We start from the raw sequence: 16,125 nt of genomic DNA on the forward strand, positions 1-16,125 counted from the left end.
AGATGGCAAATGATCAGGACACCATGGATGAATGGGCAGCCGCAATGGCGGAAGCCGAAGGCGGTGCTAAAGCGGTTGAGCTGGAAGAGCTGAGCGATGATAAAAGTTCTGAGGTGGACAGGCGCAAGCTGGATACAATCCTGGATATTCCGGTTACCATTTCGATGGAAGTCGGACGCTCAAAAATCAGTATTCGTAATTTGTTACAGCTAAACCAGGGCTCGGTAGTGGAGTTGGACCGTATCGCCGGTGAGCCATTGGATGTATTGGTAAACGGTACCCTGATCGCGCACGGTGAGGTGGTGGTGGTTAACGATAAATTCGGTATCCGTCTTACTGATGTAATCAGTCAAATCGAACGTATTAAGAAGTTACGTTAATGGCCAATACTGATTGCAGATCATTGAATAAAGGCGTGTTGTTGGCAGTGCTACTCTCTGCTAGTGCTGTGCAGGCAATATCGCCCGAAACTGGTAATCCGACAGCCGTAGCGCAGGCAGTTGCAGAGCAGACAGAAACAGCAGAGCCGGCAAAAGATGAGCAGAGTAGTGCGCCAGCGCCAGCCACTGCCAGTAAGACCGCCACACCAGCTACTGGTCCGAATCAGTTCACCGAGCGCAGCGCGGTGCTTAATCCGGGCAGCGAGCAACGCAGTTCGCCGATGACGATACTGCAAATAGCCAGTTCTCTGACGCTGGTTATTTTACTGGTACTGGGTTTGGGCTGGTTATTCAAGAAATTGACGCTACGCTTGCCCGGTGGACGCCATATCAAGGTGGTAACGGCTATGCCACTGGGGCAGCGAGAAAGGCTGTTAGTTATTGAAATACAAGGAAAACAGCGGGTTATTGGCGTCACTCCACATAGTGTTAATTTCCTCTTTGAATTAGAAAATCCACTTCCTGAAGAAAAGTTGGCATCAGATTTTCATACACAGCTGCAGTCATTCCTGAAAAAATAGAAGTTGGCATGCTGCGAGTGTTGTTTATTCTGTTGCTGGTGCTGTTAAGCCCACAACTGCTGGCCGATAACGGCACCTTATCGGCCGTTACTGTTACGACTAATCCAGATGGTTCTCAGTCCTACAGCGTGACGCTGCAGGTGCTGGCCATTATGACGGCGCTGAGCTTTATTCCGGCGATGGTCATTATGATGACCAGTTTCACCCGTATTATCGTAGTGTTAGCGATCTTGCGTCAGGCTATCGGTTTAATGCAAACGCCTTCTAACCAGGTGTTAATTGGTATCACACTATTTCTGACGTTCTTTATCATGGCGCCGGTCTTTAAGAGCATTAATGAGCAGGCGATTCAACCTTATCTGGAAGAAACCCTAAACCCGGTGCAGGCATTGGATGCAGCCATAGTGCCGTTAAAAGCTTTTATGCTGCATCAGACCCGGGTAAGAGATCTGGATACCTTTGCTCAGATCGCCGGTTTAGAGGTTGCGGAAAATCCGCAGGACTACCCGATGACGGTGGTGGTACCCGCCTTTGTCACCAGCGAGCTGAAAACGGCGTTTCAGATTGGTTTTATGTTATTTATCCCATTTCTGATTATTGATTTGGTGGTGGCGAGCGTACTGATGGCGATGGGTATGATGATGCTATCGCCAATGATTATCTCGTTGCCGTTTAAACTGATGATGTTTGTACTGGTTGACGGCTGGATCCTGGTGATGGGCACCCTGGCGACCAGTTATGGAGTCGGCACATGAGTCCGGAAACCTTTGTTGACGTATTACGGGATTCCTTGTTTATCGTTATCCTGTTGGTCAGCGCCATTATTCTGCCATCGTTGTTTGTCGGCTTAATAGTAGCAATCTTCCAGGCGGCTACCTCGATTAACGAGCAGACCTTAAGCTTCTTACCACGCCTAATTGTCACCCTGCTGGCGCTGATTTTCGGTGGTCACTGGCTGGTGCGGGTGATTATGGATTACACCACTGAACTTTATCAAAGCATTCCGCAGATAGTCGGGTAGGGCAGTACCGATGGAAATTTTGATGGCAACCCTGATGCAGACCATAGCAGATTTTTTACTGCCGCTGTGTCGGGTATCCGGTATGCTAATGATTATGGCGGGTCTTGGTGTCAGGACAATTCCAACCCGAATTAAAACCGGATTAGTAGTGTTAATTACTCTGGTAATGATGCCGATGCTGCCGAAAACCATCTACCCTGAACTCATTTCATTTGCGATGTTACTGGAGGTATTGCTGCAGCTGACCATCGGCTTTGCACTGGGCTTTATCTCACTGATGTTTATCAATACTTTTATTTTAGCGGGGCAGTTATTGGCAACCCAAACTGGTTTAGCTTTTGCTTCGATGGCAGATCCGGCCAGCGGGATTTCGGTGCCTGCTATTGGTCAGTTTTATCTGATCCTGGCTACCTTGCTGTTCTTTGTCTTTAACGGCCACCTGATTATGATCCAAATGCTGGTATTCAGTTTTGAGACGCTGCCGATCAATGGTCAATGGTGGGATGTAACCAGTTACTGGACCGTTGTTGAATTCGGTGGCTGGATGTTTGCTACTGCTCTGGCTATTGCGCTGGCACCTATTGTCGCCATGTTAGTGGTGAATCTGTCCTTTGGTATTATGACCCGTGCCGCGCCGCAGTTAAATATTTTCTCGATTGGTTTTCCAATCACCATGCTATCCGGTTTGCTGATTTTATGGTTGACGCTGGATACTTTCTTATTTCATTACGAAAAGCAGTGGGAGCATGTCATCGACTATAGCTGCCGGCTGATAGGCTGTTAGGAGGCTGACGTGGCAGAAGATTCCGGCGCCGAAAAAACCGAACAGCCCACGCCCAAGAAGCTGCAAGACGCAGCGAAAAAGGGCCAGATCGCCCGCTCAAAAGACCTTGGCACGGCTTTTGTTTTAATCGGCAGCGCCGCCGCCTTACTGATTTTTGGCAAGATGTTAGCGATGGCGATGTTAAACATCGGCCAACGGCTGATGCGCTTAGACCAAAAAGATATCTTTGAAACCAACAGTATGTTTACCGCCTGGGGGGACGCCGGCAGAGAGCTGGCGGCACCCTTGGCCGGCATTTTTTTACTGATCCTGATTGCGGCCTTTATCGGCAATATTCTGTTAGGTGGTTATAACTTTAGTTGGGAAGCCGCAGCACCGAAAGCCAGCAAAATGAGCCCGCTCCAGGGGTTCAAGCGGATGTTTGGTTTACAGGCATTAATGGAGCTTGGCAAAAGCATTCTAAAAGTAGCGGTAGTGGTCGGCATTGCCTATTTGCTACTAAAGCTGTTCTTTATGGATATTATGGCGTTGTCGCTAATGAGTGAGCCAAATAATATCGAATCGGCACTCTATTTTCTTGGCTGGTTGTTTTTAGGGTTGTGTGCCAGTATTTCAGTAATAGCGCTGGTCGACGCACCCTATCAAAAGTGGCATCACACCGAGCAGTTGAAAATGTCGTTGCAGGAAATCAAAGACGAGCACAAAAATACTGAGGGTAGCCCGGAAATCAAAGCCCGGATCCGCCGCACCCAGATGCAGATGTCGATGAAGCGGATGATGCAACAGGTACCTACCGCGGATGTTATCGTCACCAACCCAACGCACTATGCGGTGGCGCTGAAATATGATCAAGGCAAGTTCCGCGCGCCGGCCGTGGTTGCGAAGGGCGTGGATGAGGTTGCGATGCATATCCGTAATATTGCCAGAGAGCATAAGATCCCGGTGATTGAATCACCGGCACTGGCGCGCTCAATTTATTACACTACCAAGCTTGATCATCCAATCCCGGAACAATTGTTCGCCGCAGTAGCGCAGGTACTGGCTTATGTTTATCAGCTTAACCTTTATCGCAAAGGCAAGGGGAGCAGGCCGAAAGCACTGGCTAAAGAGTTGCCAATCCCACCAGAGGTGCGTCACTAACGCTGTAATTTTCAGCACTTAGTACAGCTCACTAACAGACTGGAATAGTTCTTGCCTAAGCAGGGGTAGTGTCAATACCTTGTCAGGCCGCTCATGCAATTTGCTCAGTATTTCAGTAAATTTGATAAAGCTCATCTTCAACACCTAAAAGGGATCGGGACGCCCATTTTGATTCTGGCCGCATTGGCGATGGTCGTGCTACCGCTGCCACCGTTGATGCTGGATATCCTGTTTTCTTTTAATATTGCGCTGGCGCTGGTGGTACTGTTGGTGACGATATATACCCGCAGACCGCTGGATTTCGGTATTTTCCCCAGTGTATTGCTGGTTGCCACTATTCTGCGTCTGGCATTGAATGTCGCCAGTACCCGTGTCGTGCTGTTGGAAGGTCATAATGGCGGGGATGCCGCAGGGGCTGTGATTGAAGCCTTTGGTTCCGTGGTTATCGGTGGCAACTATGCCGTTGGTATCGTGGTGTTTCTGATCCTGATTATTATTAACTTTGTCGTCGTTACCAAGGGCGCTGGCCGTATTGCCGAAGTATCAGCCCGCTTTACTTTGGACGCGATGCCCGGTAAGCAAATGGCGATTGACGCCGATCTAAACTCAGGCTTGATTACCCAGGAAGAAGCACGCAAGCGCCGCGAGGAGGTGACCAGTGAAGCCGACTTCTATGGCTCGATGGATGGTGCCAGTAAGTTTGTAAAAGGTGATGCCATTGCTGGTATCGTGATACTGGTGATTAACCTGGTTGGCGGTATTTTTATCGGTATGGTGCAGCATGGCCTCAGTTTTAGCCAAGCGATGGAAATCTATACCTTGCTGACCATCGGTGATGGCCTGGTGGCCCAAATCCCTGGCCTGTTATTGTCAATCGGTACCGCCATTATTGTCACCCGCCAGAATAAAGAGGGCGATCTTGGTAAAGAGATGCAAAGCCAGCTTGGTGATAATACCCATGTGCTTTTTGTTGCCGCAGGGGTTATGACCTTGATGGGGGTAGTCCCAGGCATGCCACATTTCGCCTTTCTTTCATTGGCAGCGCTTTTGGGTGGGGTGGCCTGGTATACGAAAAAATTGGCAACCACTAAGGCTGCCCAGTTACAGCAGCGACCAACCAGTGCCAGCAATGCGATGAGTGATGTGCAACCGGTAAAAGAAATTGGCTGGGATGACGTGCAAGGCGTGGATGTGATTGGGCTTGAAGTTGGTTACCGTCTGATCCCACTGGTAGACAAAGCTCAGGGTGGGGAGCTGTTAAATCGAATCAAAGGTGTTCGTAAAAAGTTATCCCAGGAGCTGGGATTTCTGATCCCGCCGGTACATATTCGCGACAACCTGGATTTGGAGCCAAACAGCTATCGGGTGGCCCTGATGGGAGTCACCAACGGAGAGGGTGAGCTGCGCCATGATAACGAGTTGGCAATCAACCCGGGCCAGGTATTTGGTACAGTGAAGGGGATTGCGACCCGGGATCCGGCGTTTGGCCTGGATGCGGTCTGGATCAGCAAAGATCAGCGAGAGCATGCGCAGACATTGGGCTACACCGTAGTAGACGCTGCGACAGTAGTGGCGACCCATCTCAGTCAGATCCTGACCAATAATGCGGCCAGTTTGCTGGGACATGAGGAAGTACAAAATCTGCTGGATATGTTGGCTAAGCATTCTCCGAAGTTGGTAGAAGGTCTGGTACCCGATACGCTACCGCTAACCGCCGTAGTGAAGGTACTGCAGAATCTGCTGCACGAGGGGGTGCCGATCCGCGATATGCGTACCATAGTGCAAACTCTGGTCGAGTACGGGGCTAAGAGTCAGGATATTGACGTCCTTACCGCTGCTTGCCGGATTGCCCTGCGCCGGTTAATTGTGCAAGAGGTCGTTGGTAGCAAACAGGAAATTCCGGTTATCACCTTTGCACCTGAACTGGAGCAAATGCTGCATCAATCGATGCAGGCCGCCGGTAATGATGGCGCTGGTATAGAACCGGGGTTGGCCGATCGCATTCAACAGTCGCTGCAGGAAGCTCATCAGAACCAGGAATTAACCGGTGAAAGTGCGGTGATGCTGACGTCAGGAATTTTACGCTCAGTGATGGCACGATTTGTGAAGTACACCATTCCAGGATTACGGGTGTTGTCGTATCAGGAAATTCCGGACGATAAGCAGATCCGCATTGTCAGTGTCATCGGTCAGTCGAACTAGGAGTAACTCATGAAAATTAAACGCTTTGTTGCCAAAGATATGCGCAGTGCCCTGGCCGACGTTAAGGAGTTCCTTGGACCGGACGCCATTATCCTGTCCAATAAAAAAGTCGCTGAAGGCGTGGAAATCGTTGCCGCCATTGATGCTGAGCCGGCTGTCCCGAAAGCTAAAGTTGCTGCTGCACAGGTCGAAGACATTACACCTCCGGCTAAGCGCAATGAACCCAGAGTTAATCTGGCCATTACCGACGAAGCAGAGCCAGCAGATTCACTACGTGCCTTGCTGGAGCGTCAAATGCAAAAGCAAGGGCAAGTGCCGGACGCGCCAAAAGCTGCCAGCGCTGCGCCCAAACCCACGCTGCAAAAAGCCAGTCAGTTCGAACGTCAAAATCCTGTCGCTGCGACCCCAGCGCCGCAATGGCAGGAAATCAGTAAACTGCAACAACAACAGGCTGAGCTGATGCAACAGCAGTTTAGCAAGATGCAGGCTGAGATGTTGTCGATGCGGCAATTGCTGCAGCATCAGGTATCTGGCCTGATGTGGCAGGAACTGGCGCGGCGTGAGCCGGTGCGGGCACTGGTCATTGAAAATCTGCGTCAGCTCGGTTTATCAGAGCTGGTCGCCGATCAACTGGCGTGTTTTATGCCGGAAGATTTAAATACGCAGGATGCCTGGCAAACTGCGCTCGAGTTACTGGCTGGCCAGGTGAGTACTACTCAGGACGATATTTTGCGCCGCGGTGGCGTGGTGGCGCTGGTCGGCCCTACCGGCGTAGGTAAAACTACCACCGTAGCCAAGTTGGCCGCAGCCTTTGCCAAACGTCACGGTACCGATCAGGTCGCGTTAATTACCACCGATTGTTTCCGCATTGGTGCCTTTGAGCAGTTAGCGACCTTTGGTCGTATTATTGGCTGTCCGGTTAAGCAGGCTAAAGACAGTGAAGAATTATCTATCTTGTTGAATCAACTACAACAACGTAAACTGATCCTGATTGACACTGCCGGCATGAGCCAGCGCGATCTACGACTGGCTGAGCAGCTGGCGTCACTGGTGCACAACACCCGTGTCAAAATTCGCAGTTATCTGGTATTGTCAGCGACAGCGCAGGCCCGGGTGATGCAGGAAACCGTGCTGCAATTTAAACGTTTGCCACTGGCAGGCTGTATTTTTACTAAGCTGGACGAGTGTCTCAGCCTGGGAGAAGCGTTAAATATCGCTATCCAGCATGCGCTACCCATTAGCTATCTGACCGATGGCCAACGGGTGCCGGAAGATTTACAGATCGCTGATGCGCAGACACTGGTCGATAATGCCGAACAGTTACGTCTGGCGCATAGCCAACCAGCTCATCAGTGGTATCCGCAAGAGCAGACGGATGCCTTATATGCATAAGAAGTCAATAGCAGAAGATCAGGCCAGCGGCCTCAGACGCATGAATAGACAAAAAGTAAAAGTGATCTCCGTTACCGGTGGTAAGGGCGGGGTCGGAAAAACTAATATCACGCTGAACCTGGCGATGGCATTGGCGCAAATGGGCAAGAAAGTCCTGGTGCTGGATGCTGATCTGGGTTTGGCAAATTGTGACGTGATGCTGGGTTTGCGGGTTGAACGCAATCTTTCTCACGTATTAAGTGGTAAAGCCAGTCTGGACGATATTCTGGTAGAAGGCCCTTTTGGCATTAAAATTGTCCCCGCCACCTCGGGTAATCAGGATATGACTGAATTATCGCCGGTGGAGCATGCCAGCCTAATCCGTGCCTTCAGCGAGCTGGAAACGCCGATCGACGTGTTATTGGTTGACACGGCTGCCGGAATTTCCGACATGGTGCTCAGCTTTTCCCGCGCCTCGCAGGATGTGTTGGTGGTGGTTTGCGATGAACCGTCATCCATCACTGATGCTTATGCGTTAATGAAAATCCTCAGCCGCGACCACGGTGTTGAAAAATTTAAAATAGTTGCCAATATGGTGCGAAGTAGCAAAGAAGGTCTGGAATTATTTGCTAAACTAACCCGGGTAACAGACCGTTTTCTGGATGTAACGCTGGAGCTGGTTGCAACCGTACCGCAGGATGAAAATGTCCGCCGGGCGGCGCGTAAACAAAAAGCCTTTATTGATGCTTACCCAACCACCGCAGCCAGTATGGCGGTGAAAGCGCTGGCGCTAAAAGCAGCTAAGTGGCCTTTGCCTGAAAATGCTTCCGGCCATTTGGAGTTTTTTCTGGAGCAGCTTGTCCAGCCACAATCTGAGTAGGGGGTTCTTTGAACAGTAAGTTGGCCGCATATGGTGGTATTGATCACATGCAGCAACTAGTGGAGCGCCATGCACCACTGGTCAAACGCATCGCCTATCATTTATTAGCCCGGCTACCGGCCAGCGTACAGGCCGATGACCTGATCCAATCCGGTATGATTGGCTTAATTGAAGCCGCCAAAAATTTTGATGGTAGCAAAGGGGCCAGTTTTGAAACCTTTGCCGGCATTCGTATTCGGGGTGCCATGCTAGATGAAATAAGGCGTGGCGACTGGACGCCGCGCTCGGTGCATCGTAATGCCCGCTTAATCGCCGATACCATTGCTGAGCTCGAAGCTCAACTTGGGCGTGATGTTCGTGATTATGAAGTTGCAGAAAAACTTGCTATCTCTTTAGATGAATATCATCATATGCTTAGTGATGTGAGTTCGGGTCGGATTATCGGCATCGAAGACCTCGGTATCTCCGAAGATGTTTTGGTGACGGCTGAGGATTCAGATACCGATCAGCTGTACCATGAGCAGGCTAATGAGGCGTTTAACGCGGCACTGGTGAAACATATCAGTAGTTTGCCGGAGCGAGAGGCATTAGTCTTATCACTGTATTATAATGACGAACTAAACTTAAAAGAAATTGGGGCTGTACTGGATGTCAGTGAGTCCCGGGTCAGTCAGATTCATAGTCAGGCATTAGTGCGGTTAAAAGCCCGAATGCAGGCTTGGTTGTAGTGTATCCTGAATAATGGGATGACGTGCTCTTCGGAGGGGACTTTGGATAAGAATATGAAGATTCTCGTAGTCGACGATTTTTCGACCATGAGACGGATCATCAAGAACCTGTTACGCGATTTAGGCTTTACCAATATTTCAGAAGCGGATGACGGCAGCACGGCTTTGCCGATGTTGCAGAATGGCGATTTTGATTTCGTGGTAACCGACTGGAATATGCCTGGGATGCAGGGCATTGACCTGCTACGTGCGATCCGGGCAGATGCGAAACTTAAGCATATACCGGTATTGATGGTGACTGCCGAAGCCAAGAAAGAGCAGATTATTGCTGCCGCTCAGGCTGGCGTGAATGGCTATATCGTCAAACCTTTTACTGCAGCAACATTACAGGAAAAGCTGGCGAAAGTATTCGAACGGATCGGCTAAGCCGGAGCTGACCAAGGAGTGACGCCATGTCTGCCAATTCGGCTCCGTTAATCACGCTAGACCAAGCCAGAGAGCTGGTACAACTGTTGGAGATGGGCGAGCAGGACATCGCCAACCAATTGGTACAGCAACTCGGTATGCCCGGCTCGTCGGAATTATTTGCCGAGGTTGGCAAACTGACCCGGCAATTACACGAGTCATTGAAAAACTTTCAGATTGATCCCTCGCTAAACAATATTTTGGTTGAAGATATCCCCGATGCCAAAAAGCGCCTTAACCACGTTATTGATATGACTGAGCAAGCGGCTAACCGGACTATGGATGCCGTAGAGTCATGCTTACCTATTGCCGATCAAATCAGTCAGCAACTCAATCAGTTGTTGCCAAGATGGCAGAAACTGATGAAGCGCGATCTGGAATTGGGTGAATTCAAAACCCTCTGTCATGGCATTGATGCTTTTCTGGCAGAGACGGTGACGGAGTCAAACCGACTGAATCAATTATTGACTGACGTATTAATGGCGCAGGATTATCAGGATTTAACCGGTCAGATTTTACGCCGGGTCATCGAATTAGTCCGTGAAGTCGAAGAGAGCCTGATCGGCCTGCTTACTGCTTTTGGTAACAGTAACGTGCAGGTAATGGAACCCAAAGCTGCCAAACGAAAGATTGAAGCTAATGAAGCTGAGGGGCCTATTATTGATAAAGAAGGCCGCAATGATGTCGTCAGTGGTCAGGACGATGTGGATGACTTACTGTCGAGCTTAGGTTTTTAACAGAGGTGTTTACTGATGAGTTTTGATATGGATGAAGACATCCTCCAGGATTTTCTGGTCGAAGCCGGTGAAATACTAGAGTTGTTGCAGGAACAGCTGGTCGAGCTTGAGAATAACCCTCATGACACTGCTCTGTTAAATGCCATTTTCCGTGGTTTCCATACAGTAAAAGGTGGGGCTGGTTTCCTGTCACTGACCGAATTAGTTGATGCCTGTCACGGCGCTGAAAACGTGTTTGATATACTTCGCACCGGTAAGCGCAGTATCACCCCCGAGCTGATGGATGTGATCTTACAGGCTCTGGATGTGGTCAATGAAATGTTTACTGAGGTGAAAGCACGTCAGCCGTTGACCCCGGCCGATCCTCAGCTATTAGCGGCACTGCATTTCTATTCCGAGCCGGAAACACCCGGCGAGGCAGCACCTCAGGCAGCCAAGGCTGCACCTGCGGTTACAGCTCCGGTTGCGCCACAGGTTACAAAGGTACAGCAACCAACCGCTTCACCCGATAGCGATGATGTCGATAGCATCACCGAGGATGAATTTGAGCGTATGCTCGATGAGTTACACGGTTCGGCCGCTCCTGGTCGCACCGAAGTGGCTGCCAGTGCGCCAGCGGCGCCAGTGAGCGCAGGCGATGATATTACTGATGATGAGTTTGAAGCCTTACTTGACCAGCTGCATGGCAAGGGGAGCTTTAAGCCGGAAGTGCCTGCTGCACCAGCTGTGACAGCTACTGAGCCGGCCGCGCCCGCGGCCAAGGCTGATGAAATTACTGATGACGAGTTTGAAGCCCTGTTGGATCAGCTGCACGGCAAAGGCAAGGCGCCAGTAACCCCGGCAGCGGCTAAAGCAGAAGTTCCGCCGCCAGCACCGGTTGCCGCTCCTGCTGCCGCGCCGGTCAAAGCCACAGAGGCACCGGTTGCACCAGCTGCCGGTAATGCCGCTGCGGCAGATAAAGGTGCCGTCGCAGCAGAGACTACGGTGCGGGTTGATACTAAACGCCTGGACCAGATTATGAATATGGTCGGCGAACTGGTATTAGTCAGAAACCGGCTGGTCAGTTTATCGGGCTCTGCGCAAAACGAGGAAATGAGTAAAGCCATTGCTAACCTGGATGTGGTGACTGCCGATATTCAGGGCGCGGTAATGAAAACGCGAATGCAGCCAATTAAGAAAGTATTTGGCCGTTTCCCGCGCGTGGTGCGCGATCTCGCCCGTTCACTAAAAAAAGATATCGATCTGGTGCTGGAAGGTGAAGAGACCGATCTGGATAAGAACCTGGTCGAAGCATTGGCCGACCCATTGGTGCATTTAGTGCGAAACTCGGTTGACCATGGTATTGAATTACCAGATGTGCGTCAGGCTGCCGGTAAGTCGCGTACAGGTGTGGTCAAGTTAGCCGCGCAACAAGCCGGTGACCATATCCTGCTGACAATTCAGGACGATGGCGCCGGTATGGATCCGGAGAAGCTGAAAAACCTGGCGATCAAGCGCGGCGTTATTGATGCCGATACTGCAGCGCGGATGTCAGATACCGATGCCTTTAACCTGATTTTCGCACCGGGTTTTTCAACCAAAGAACAGATCTCAGATATATCCGGCCGCGGTGTCGGTATGGATGTGGTGAAAACCAAGATCACCCAACTCAACGGTACTGTGCATATTCACTCCAAACTGGGTGAGGGTACCTTGCTGGAAATCAAGGTACCTCTGACGCTGGCGATCCTGCCAACGCTAATGGTAATTGTCGGTAAGCAAACCTTTGCCTTACCTCTGGCAGGTGTGAGTGAAATTTTCCACCTCGATCTGGCAAAAACCAATATTGTTGACGGTCAGCTAACAATTGTTGTTCGCAACAAAGCCATTCCATTGTTCTACCTCGAGCACTGGCTGGTGAAAAACTCGGATAAAAAACTGCGTCGGGCCCAAGGTCATGTGGTCATAGTGCAAATTGGTCAACAGCAGGTCGGTTTTGTGGTTGATCAGTTGATTGGTCAGGAAGAGGTTGTGATTAAAGCGCTGGACGCCCTGTTGCAGGGAACACCGGGTATGGCTGGCGCGACCATTACTTCTGATGGTGGTATTGCGCTAATTCTGGATGTGCCTAACTTGCTTAAGCATTATGCTAAAAAATCCAAAATTAAGTTTGAACAGTTTAAGCAGCTGCATGGATAAGCAGGTGATCTATGGCAATTAGGGTATTAATCGTTGATGACTCCAGCTTTTTCCGCCGCCGGTTACAGGAGATCCTGTCGGCTGATGCAGAGCTGGAAGTTATCGACAGTGCAGTGAACGGCCGCGAAGCGGTCGAAAAAGCGCTGGCACTAAAACCCGATGTTATCACCATGGATATTGAGATGCCGGTTTTAGACGGCATTTCAGCAGTGCGTGAGATTTTAAAGGTCCAGCGTATTCCAATTCTGATGTTCTCATCTTTGACCCACGAGGGAGCTAAAGCCACGCTCGATGCGCTGGAGGCCGGTGCCGTTGATTTTCTGCCAAAGAAATTTGAGGATATTGCCCGCGATAAACAGGAAGCCGGTGAATTACTGCGCGAGCGGGTCAGGGCGGTAGCCAGACGCAGGCCATTGGGGCGTTCAACCTTTAGTAGTTCAGCCTTAGCCCGTAATAGCCAGAGCAGTACGCTGCGCCAGCCACTTGGTAGCAGACCGGCAGAGCGGACAACGGAGTCTGGGGCAGCAGAGCGCGGTCGTTTCGAACGGCCGGCTTTAACGCCACGCAGTCATTTCAGCGCTAGTGGCAAGGATTATAAAATTGTCGCTATCGGTACCTCGACCGGCGGGCCTGTCGCGTTACAACGGATCCTGACCGCGTTGCCAGCGACCTTCCCGTTGCCGATTATTCTGATCCAGCATATGCCGGCCGCCTTTACCGGAGCTTTTGCACAGCGACTGAATAGTTTGGCCAAAATTGAAATAAAAGAAGCCGAAGACAATGATCTGTTAAGGCCCGGCGTCGCCTATCTGGCACCTGGTGGTAAGCAGATGTTGGTGGAAGGTTCAGAAGGTCAGGCACGCTTAAGGATCAAAGAAGATGATTCGCCACGGATCACTTTTAAACCCAGCGTCGATATTACCTTTGCCACTGCTGCCCGTGTATACCAGGACAAGGTGTTGGCAATAGTACTGACCGGAATGGGCGCCGATGGCCGGGAAGGCGCCCGACTACTGAAACAGCAGGGCGCTACCATCTGGGCCCAGGATGAAGCCAGCTGCGTGGTTTACGGTATGCCGCAAGCCATTGCTGCAGCAGGTTTAATGGATCAGGAAGTAAGTCTGGAAGATGTCGCTACCCGCATACTGCAGGAATTAAAGCATGGATAAGCTGGCGCTTGGCGGTCTGCTGCTGGCGCTGCTTGCCGTGACCGGTGGCTTTATGCTGGAGGGCGGTGCTGTTGCTACCTTGCTGCATTTACCGGCCTTTATCATCGTGTTCGGTGGTACCCTCGGCGCCGTGATGCTGCAGACGCCTTTTAACCAGTTTCAACTTGGTTTTCGCCTGTTACCCTGGGTGTTTCAGTCCTCGCGCTTACCCGTGAAACGCACCATCGGCCGGATTGTCGATTGGGGTTCTGCCGCCAGGGCGAATGGTTTTTTATCTCTGGAAGATGCTGCGCTGCAGGAAAGTGATCCCTTTTTACATCGCGGGCTGAACTTACTGGTTGACGGTGCCGATGCCGCGCAATTGCAAGCGACGCTTGATGCCGAGCTTAGCTTGGAGCGCGAGCGTTTACTGCGCGGTGCCAGAATCTTTGAAGCCATGGGGGGCTACAGCCCGACTATCGGCATTATTGGTGCTGTGTTGGGATTGATCCAGGCGATGGCCAATATCAGTGATCCCAAGTTGCTCGGCGCAGGCATTGCCACTGCCTTTGTTGCAACCATATACGGTGTAGGTTTTGCCAACCTGGTGTTTATCCCGATAGGCAATAAGCTAAAAAACCTGATCCAACAGCAAAGCCTGTACCACGAGCTAATTATTGAAGGGCTGGTTTCTATCGCTCAGGGCCAGAATCCCAAAGCCATTGAGCCTAAACTGCAATCCTATTTACCGGGCTAAGCTATGTACCGGCAGCGCAGACACCAGCAAACTACAGAGCGCGAAGATCTTGACCGTTGGTTGGTTTCCTATGCTGACTATATGACCCTGATGTTTGCCTTGTTCGTGGTGCTCTACGCCCTGTCGCTGTTAAAGCAGGAAGAATACAGTGTTTTAACAGAGTCTTTGACCCGGATTTTTGATAAACCGCGGCAAAGTGAAACCGGCCTCAGCGGCGCTGGCGTGTTAACTCAGACTGTACCGCAAAGTGACTTTGAACGCTATGGCAGCTCATTAGAGCAGGCAAAAGGCCCGGAGCTATTAGCTGATGCCAAAGAGTTGACCGATCTTCGCCAGCATTATCTGGGAAGTCCGCTACAATCGCTGGAGCAGGAACTCACCCAGTCGCTGACGCAACTGTTGGACCAGGGTTTAGCCAAGGTTCGACTGGAGCAAGACTGGTTAGTGATTGAACTGAGTAGTGGCTTGCTGTTTCCATCCGGCAGTTCGGCGGCAACCAATTCGGCACGGGTAGTACTGCAGGAAATTGGTAAAATTATAAACCCGATCAATAATTTTTTACGCATACGCGGCTACACTGATAATGTACCGATCGCGAATGAGCTATTCTCGTCGAATTGGGAACTGTCGGTGGCGCGGGCGACCTCAGTACTCAGATTGCTGGAAAGTCAGGGCACGCCGCCGCAGCGTATGGCGATAGAGGGTTACGGCCAGTATTATCCGACCGCGGATAACAGTACGGCTGCGGGACGGGCCGCTAACCGTAAGGTGGAAATTGCGATTTCCCGCTACGGTTACCGGCCTGATAATAATGTGCGCCCTGCCGAGCTGCCGGCAGTCATCGCCGAGCCACAGCCTGGCGAGATACAAAGCGAGGATGGAACCATTCAGGTGATTAGCCTGCCAGGTGGCGGCATCCGGATCACTACCCGTCGTGATAACCCCGACGCGGTACCCGAACAACAGGATCCATAACGTGGTAATTTGGACTATTGCGAATCAAAAAGGTGGCGTCGGTAAAACCACCACTACTGTCACACTGGGTGGTTTGTTAGCTGAGCGCGGCTATCGTGTGTTGTTGGTCGATATGGATCCACACGCGTCTTTAACCTATTACTTTGGTATTGACGCCGAAGAACTTGAAGTCAGTGTCTACGATATTTTCACCCGGGGTAAAGCCATCAGCCGTGAGGAAATTCTGCAATCACTTTGCCCCAGTACGGCAGAACGGCTCGATATCCTGCCGGCTTCAATGTCACTGGCGACGCTGGACCGCTCGTTAGGAAACCAGAGTGGTATGGGCCTGATCCTAAAGAAAGGTCTGAAGCTGATAGAGCAGGATTATGATTATGTCCTGATTGACTGCCCACCGGTAATGGGGGTGTTGATGGTTAATGCACTGGCGGCCTGTGATCGGGTATTGATCCCGGTACAAACCGAATTTCTGGCGCTGAAGGGCCTGGACCGGATGATTGCTACTATGGCGTTGATGCGTAGCTCGAAGCAGGAGCTGACCTTTACTATAATCCCAACCATGTACGATAAAAGGACCAAAGCCTCACTGGAGGCCTATAAAGAGCTGAAAGCTAAATATCAGGATCGGGTCTGGTCTGCCGTAGTGCCGGTAGATACCAAGTTTCGTGATGCCTCTCTGGCACAAACCCCGCCCAATGTCTTTGCCGGTAATTCTCGCGGCGTCTTTGCCTATAATACCTTACTGACCTATCTGTTACAGTTAAGTCCGGAGGCCTGA

General features: G+C 50.9%; 17 protein-coding genes. All 17 read left to right on the plus strand.

Annotated features, from left to right (window positions below; genetic code table 11):
• The first annotated feature begins 2 nt into the window (after positions 1 to 2).
• The 17 genes from fliN (at position 3) to AEST_RS14790 (ending at position 16,125) form a co-directional block, all read left to right on the plus strand.
• Positions 3 to 380: a flagellar motor switch protein FliN gene (fliN, locus tag AEST_RS14710; protein ID WP_008609985.1), complete on the plus strand. Its 378-nt coding sequence runs from the start codon at positions 3 to 5 to the stop codon at positions 378 to 380.
• Positions 380 to 961 (plus strand): flagellar biosynthetic protein FliO, encoded by a 582-nt coding sequence (gene fliO, locus AEST_RS16855; protein ID WP_051030630.1) that lies wholly within the window; start codon positions 380 to 382, stop codon positions 959 to 961. The genes fliN and fliO overlap by 1 nt, the downstream gene beginning before the upstream one ends.
• Before the next feature lie 8 nt (positions 962 to 969).
• On the plus strand, positions 970 to 1,716 hold the full coding sequence (fliP, locus tag AEST_RS14720; protein WP_008609989.1) for a flagellar type III secretion system pore protein FliP: 747 nt from the start codon (positions 970 to 972) through the stop codon (positions 1,714 to 1,716).
• Positions 1,713 to 1,982: a flagellar biosynthesis protein FliQ gene (fliQ, locus tag AEST_RS14725; protein WP_008609991.1), complete on the plus strand. Its 270-nt coding sequence runs from the start codon at positions 1,713 to 1,715 to the stop codon at positions 1,980 to 1,982. The genes fliP and fliQ overlap by 4 nt, the downstream gene beginning before the upstream one ends.
• A gap of 10 nt (positions 1,983 to 1,992) precedes the next feature.
• Entirely contained in the window at positions 1,993 to 2,766 is a 774-nt protein-coding gene (gene fliR / locus AEST_RS14730) for a flagellar biosynthetic protein FliR (protein ID WP_176714589.1), read from the plus strand.
• A gap of 9 nt (positions 2,767 to 2,775) precedes the next feature.
• Positions 2,776 to 3,906: a flagellar biosynthesis protein FlhB gene (flhB, locus tag AEST_RS14735; protein ID WP_008609994.1), complete on the plus strand. Its 1,131-nt coding sequence runs from the start codon at positions 2,776 to 2,778 to the stop codon at positions 3,904 to 3,906.
• Positions 3,907 to 3,999: 93 nt separating this feature from the next.
• A complete protein-coding gene (flhA, locus tag AEST_RS14740; RefSeq protein ID WP_039925584.1) occupies positions 4,000 to 6,108 on the plus strand; it encodes a flagellar biosynthesis protein FlhA in 2,109 nt (702 codons plus the stop codon).
• Between the two features lie 9 nt (positions 6,109 to 6,117).
• Complete coding sequence (gene flhF, locus AEST_RS14745) at positions 6,118 to 7,500, plus strand: flagellar biosynthesis GTPase FlhF (RefSeq protein WP_008609999.1); 1,383 nt, start codon at positions 6,118 to 6,120, stop codon at positions 7,498 to 7,500.
• Positions 7,493 to 8,359 (plus strand): MinD/ParA family protein, encoded by an 867-nt coding sequence (locus AEST_RS14750; RefSeq protein WP_039925586.1) that lies wholly within the window; start codon positions 7,493 to 7,495, stop codon positions 8,357 to 8,359. Before flhF ends, AEST_RS14750 begins: the two co-directional genes overlap by 8 nt.
• A 47-nt stretch (positions 8,360 to 8,406) precedes the next feature.
• A complete protein-coding gene (locus tag AEST_RS14755; RefSeq protein WP_008610001.1) occupies positions 8,407 to 9,087 on the plus strand; it encodes an RNA polymerase sigma factor FliA in 681 nt (226 codons plus the stop codon).
• Between the two features lie 42 nt (positions 9,088 to 9,129).
• Positions 9,130 to 9,513 carry a chemotaxis response regulator CheY gene (cheY, locus tag AEST_RS14760; RefSeq protein WP_039925588.1) on the plus strand — a complete coding sequence of 128 codons (384 nt, stop codon included), beginning with the start codon at positions 9,130 to 9,132 and terminating at the stop codon, positions 9,511 to 9,513.
• 26 nt (positions 9,514 to 9,539) lie between these two features.
• Positions 9,540 to 10,289 (plus strand): protein phosphatase CheZ, encoded by a 750-nt coding sequence (locus AEST_RS14765; protein ID WP_008610003.1) that lies wholly within the window; start codon positions 9,540 to 9,542, stop codon positions 10,287 to 10,289.
• Between the two features lie 15 nt (positions 10,290 to 10,304).
• Positions 10,305 to 12,467: a chemotaxis protein CheA gene (locus AEST_RS14770; protein ID WP_008610004.1), complete on the plus strand. Its 2,163-nt coding sequence runs from the start codon at positions 10,305 to 10,307 to the stop codon at positions 12,465 to 12,467.
• 11 nt (positions 12,468 to 12,478) lie between these two features.
• Positions 12,479 to 13,636: a protein-glutamate methylesterase/protein-glutamine glutaminase gene (locus AEST_RS14775; protein ID WP_008610005.1), complete on the plus strand. Its 1,158-nt coding sequence runs from the start codon at positions 12,479 to 12,481 to the stop codon at positions 13,634 to 13,636.
• Positions 13,629 to 14,372 (plus strand): flagellar motor protein, encoded by a 744-nt coding sequence (locus AEST_RS14780; protein ID WP_008610007.1) that lies wholly within the window; start codon positions 13,629 to 13,631, stop codon positions 14,370 to 14,372. The genes AEST_RS14775 and AEST_RS14780 overlap by 8 nt, the downstream gene beginning before the upstream one ends.
• Positions 14,373 to 14,375: 3 nt before the next feature.
• Complete coding sequence (locus AEST_RS14785) at positions 14,376 to 15,347, plus strand: OmpA family protein (RefSeq protein ID WP_008610009.1); 972 nt, start codon at positions 14,376 to 14,378, stop codon at positions 15,345 to 15,347.
• A 1-nt stretch (position 15,348) separates the two neighbouring features.
• Complete coding sequence (locus AEST_RS14790; RefSeq protein WP_008610011.1) at positions 15,349 to 16,125, plus strand: ParA family protein; 777 nt, start codon at positions 15,349 to 15,351, stop codon at positions 16,123 to 16,125.

It is taken from the genome of Alishewanella aestuarii B11, assembly GCF_000280055.1.
In the GTDB taxonomy this organism is placed as follows: domain Bacteria; phylum Pseudomonadota; class Gammaproteobacteria; order Enterobacterales; family Alteromonadaceae; genus Alishewanella; species Alishewanella aestuarii.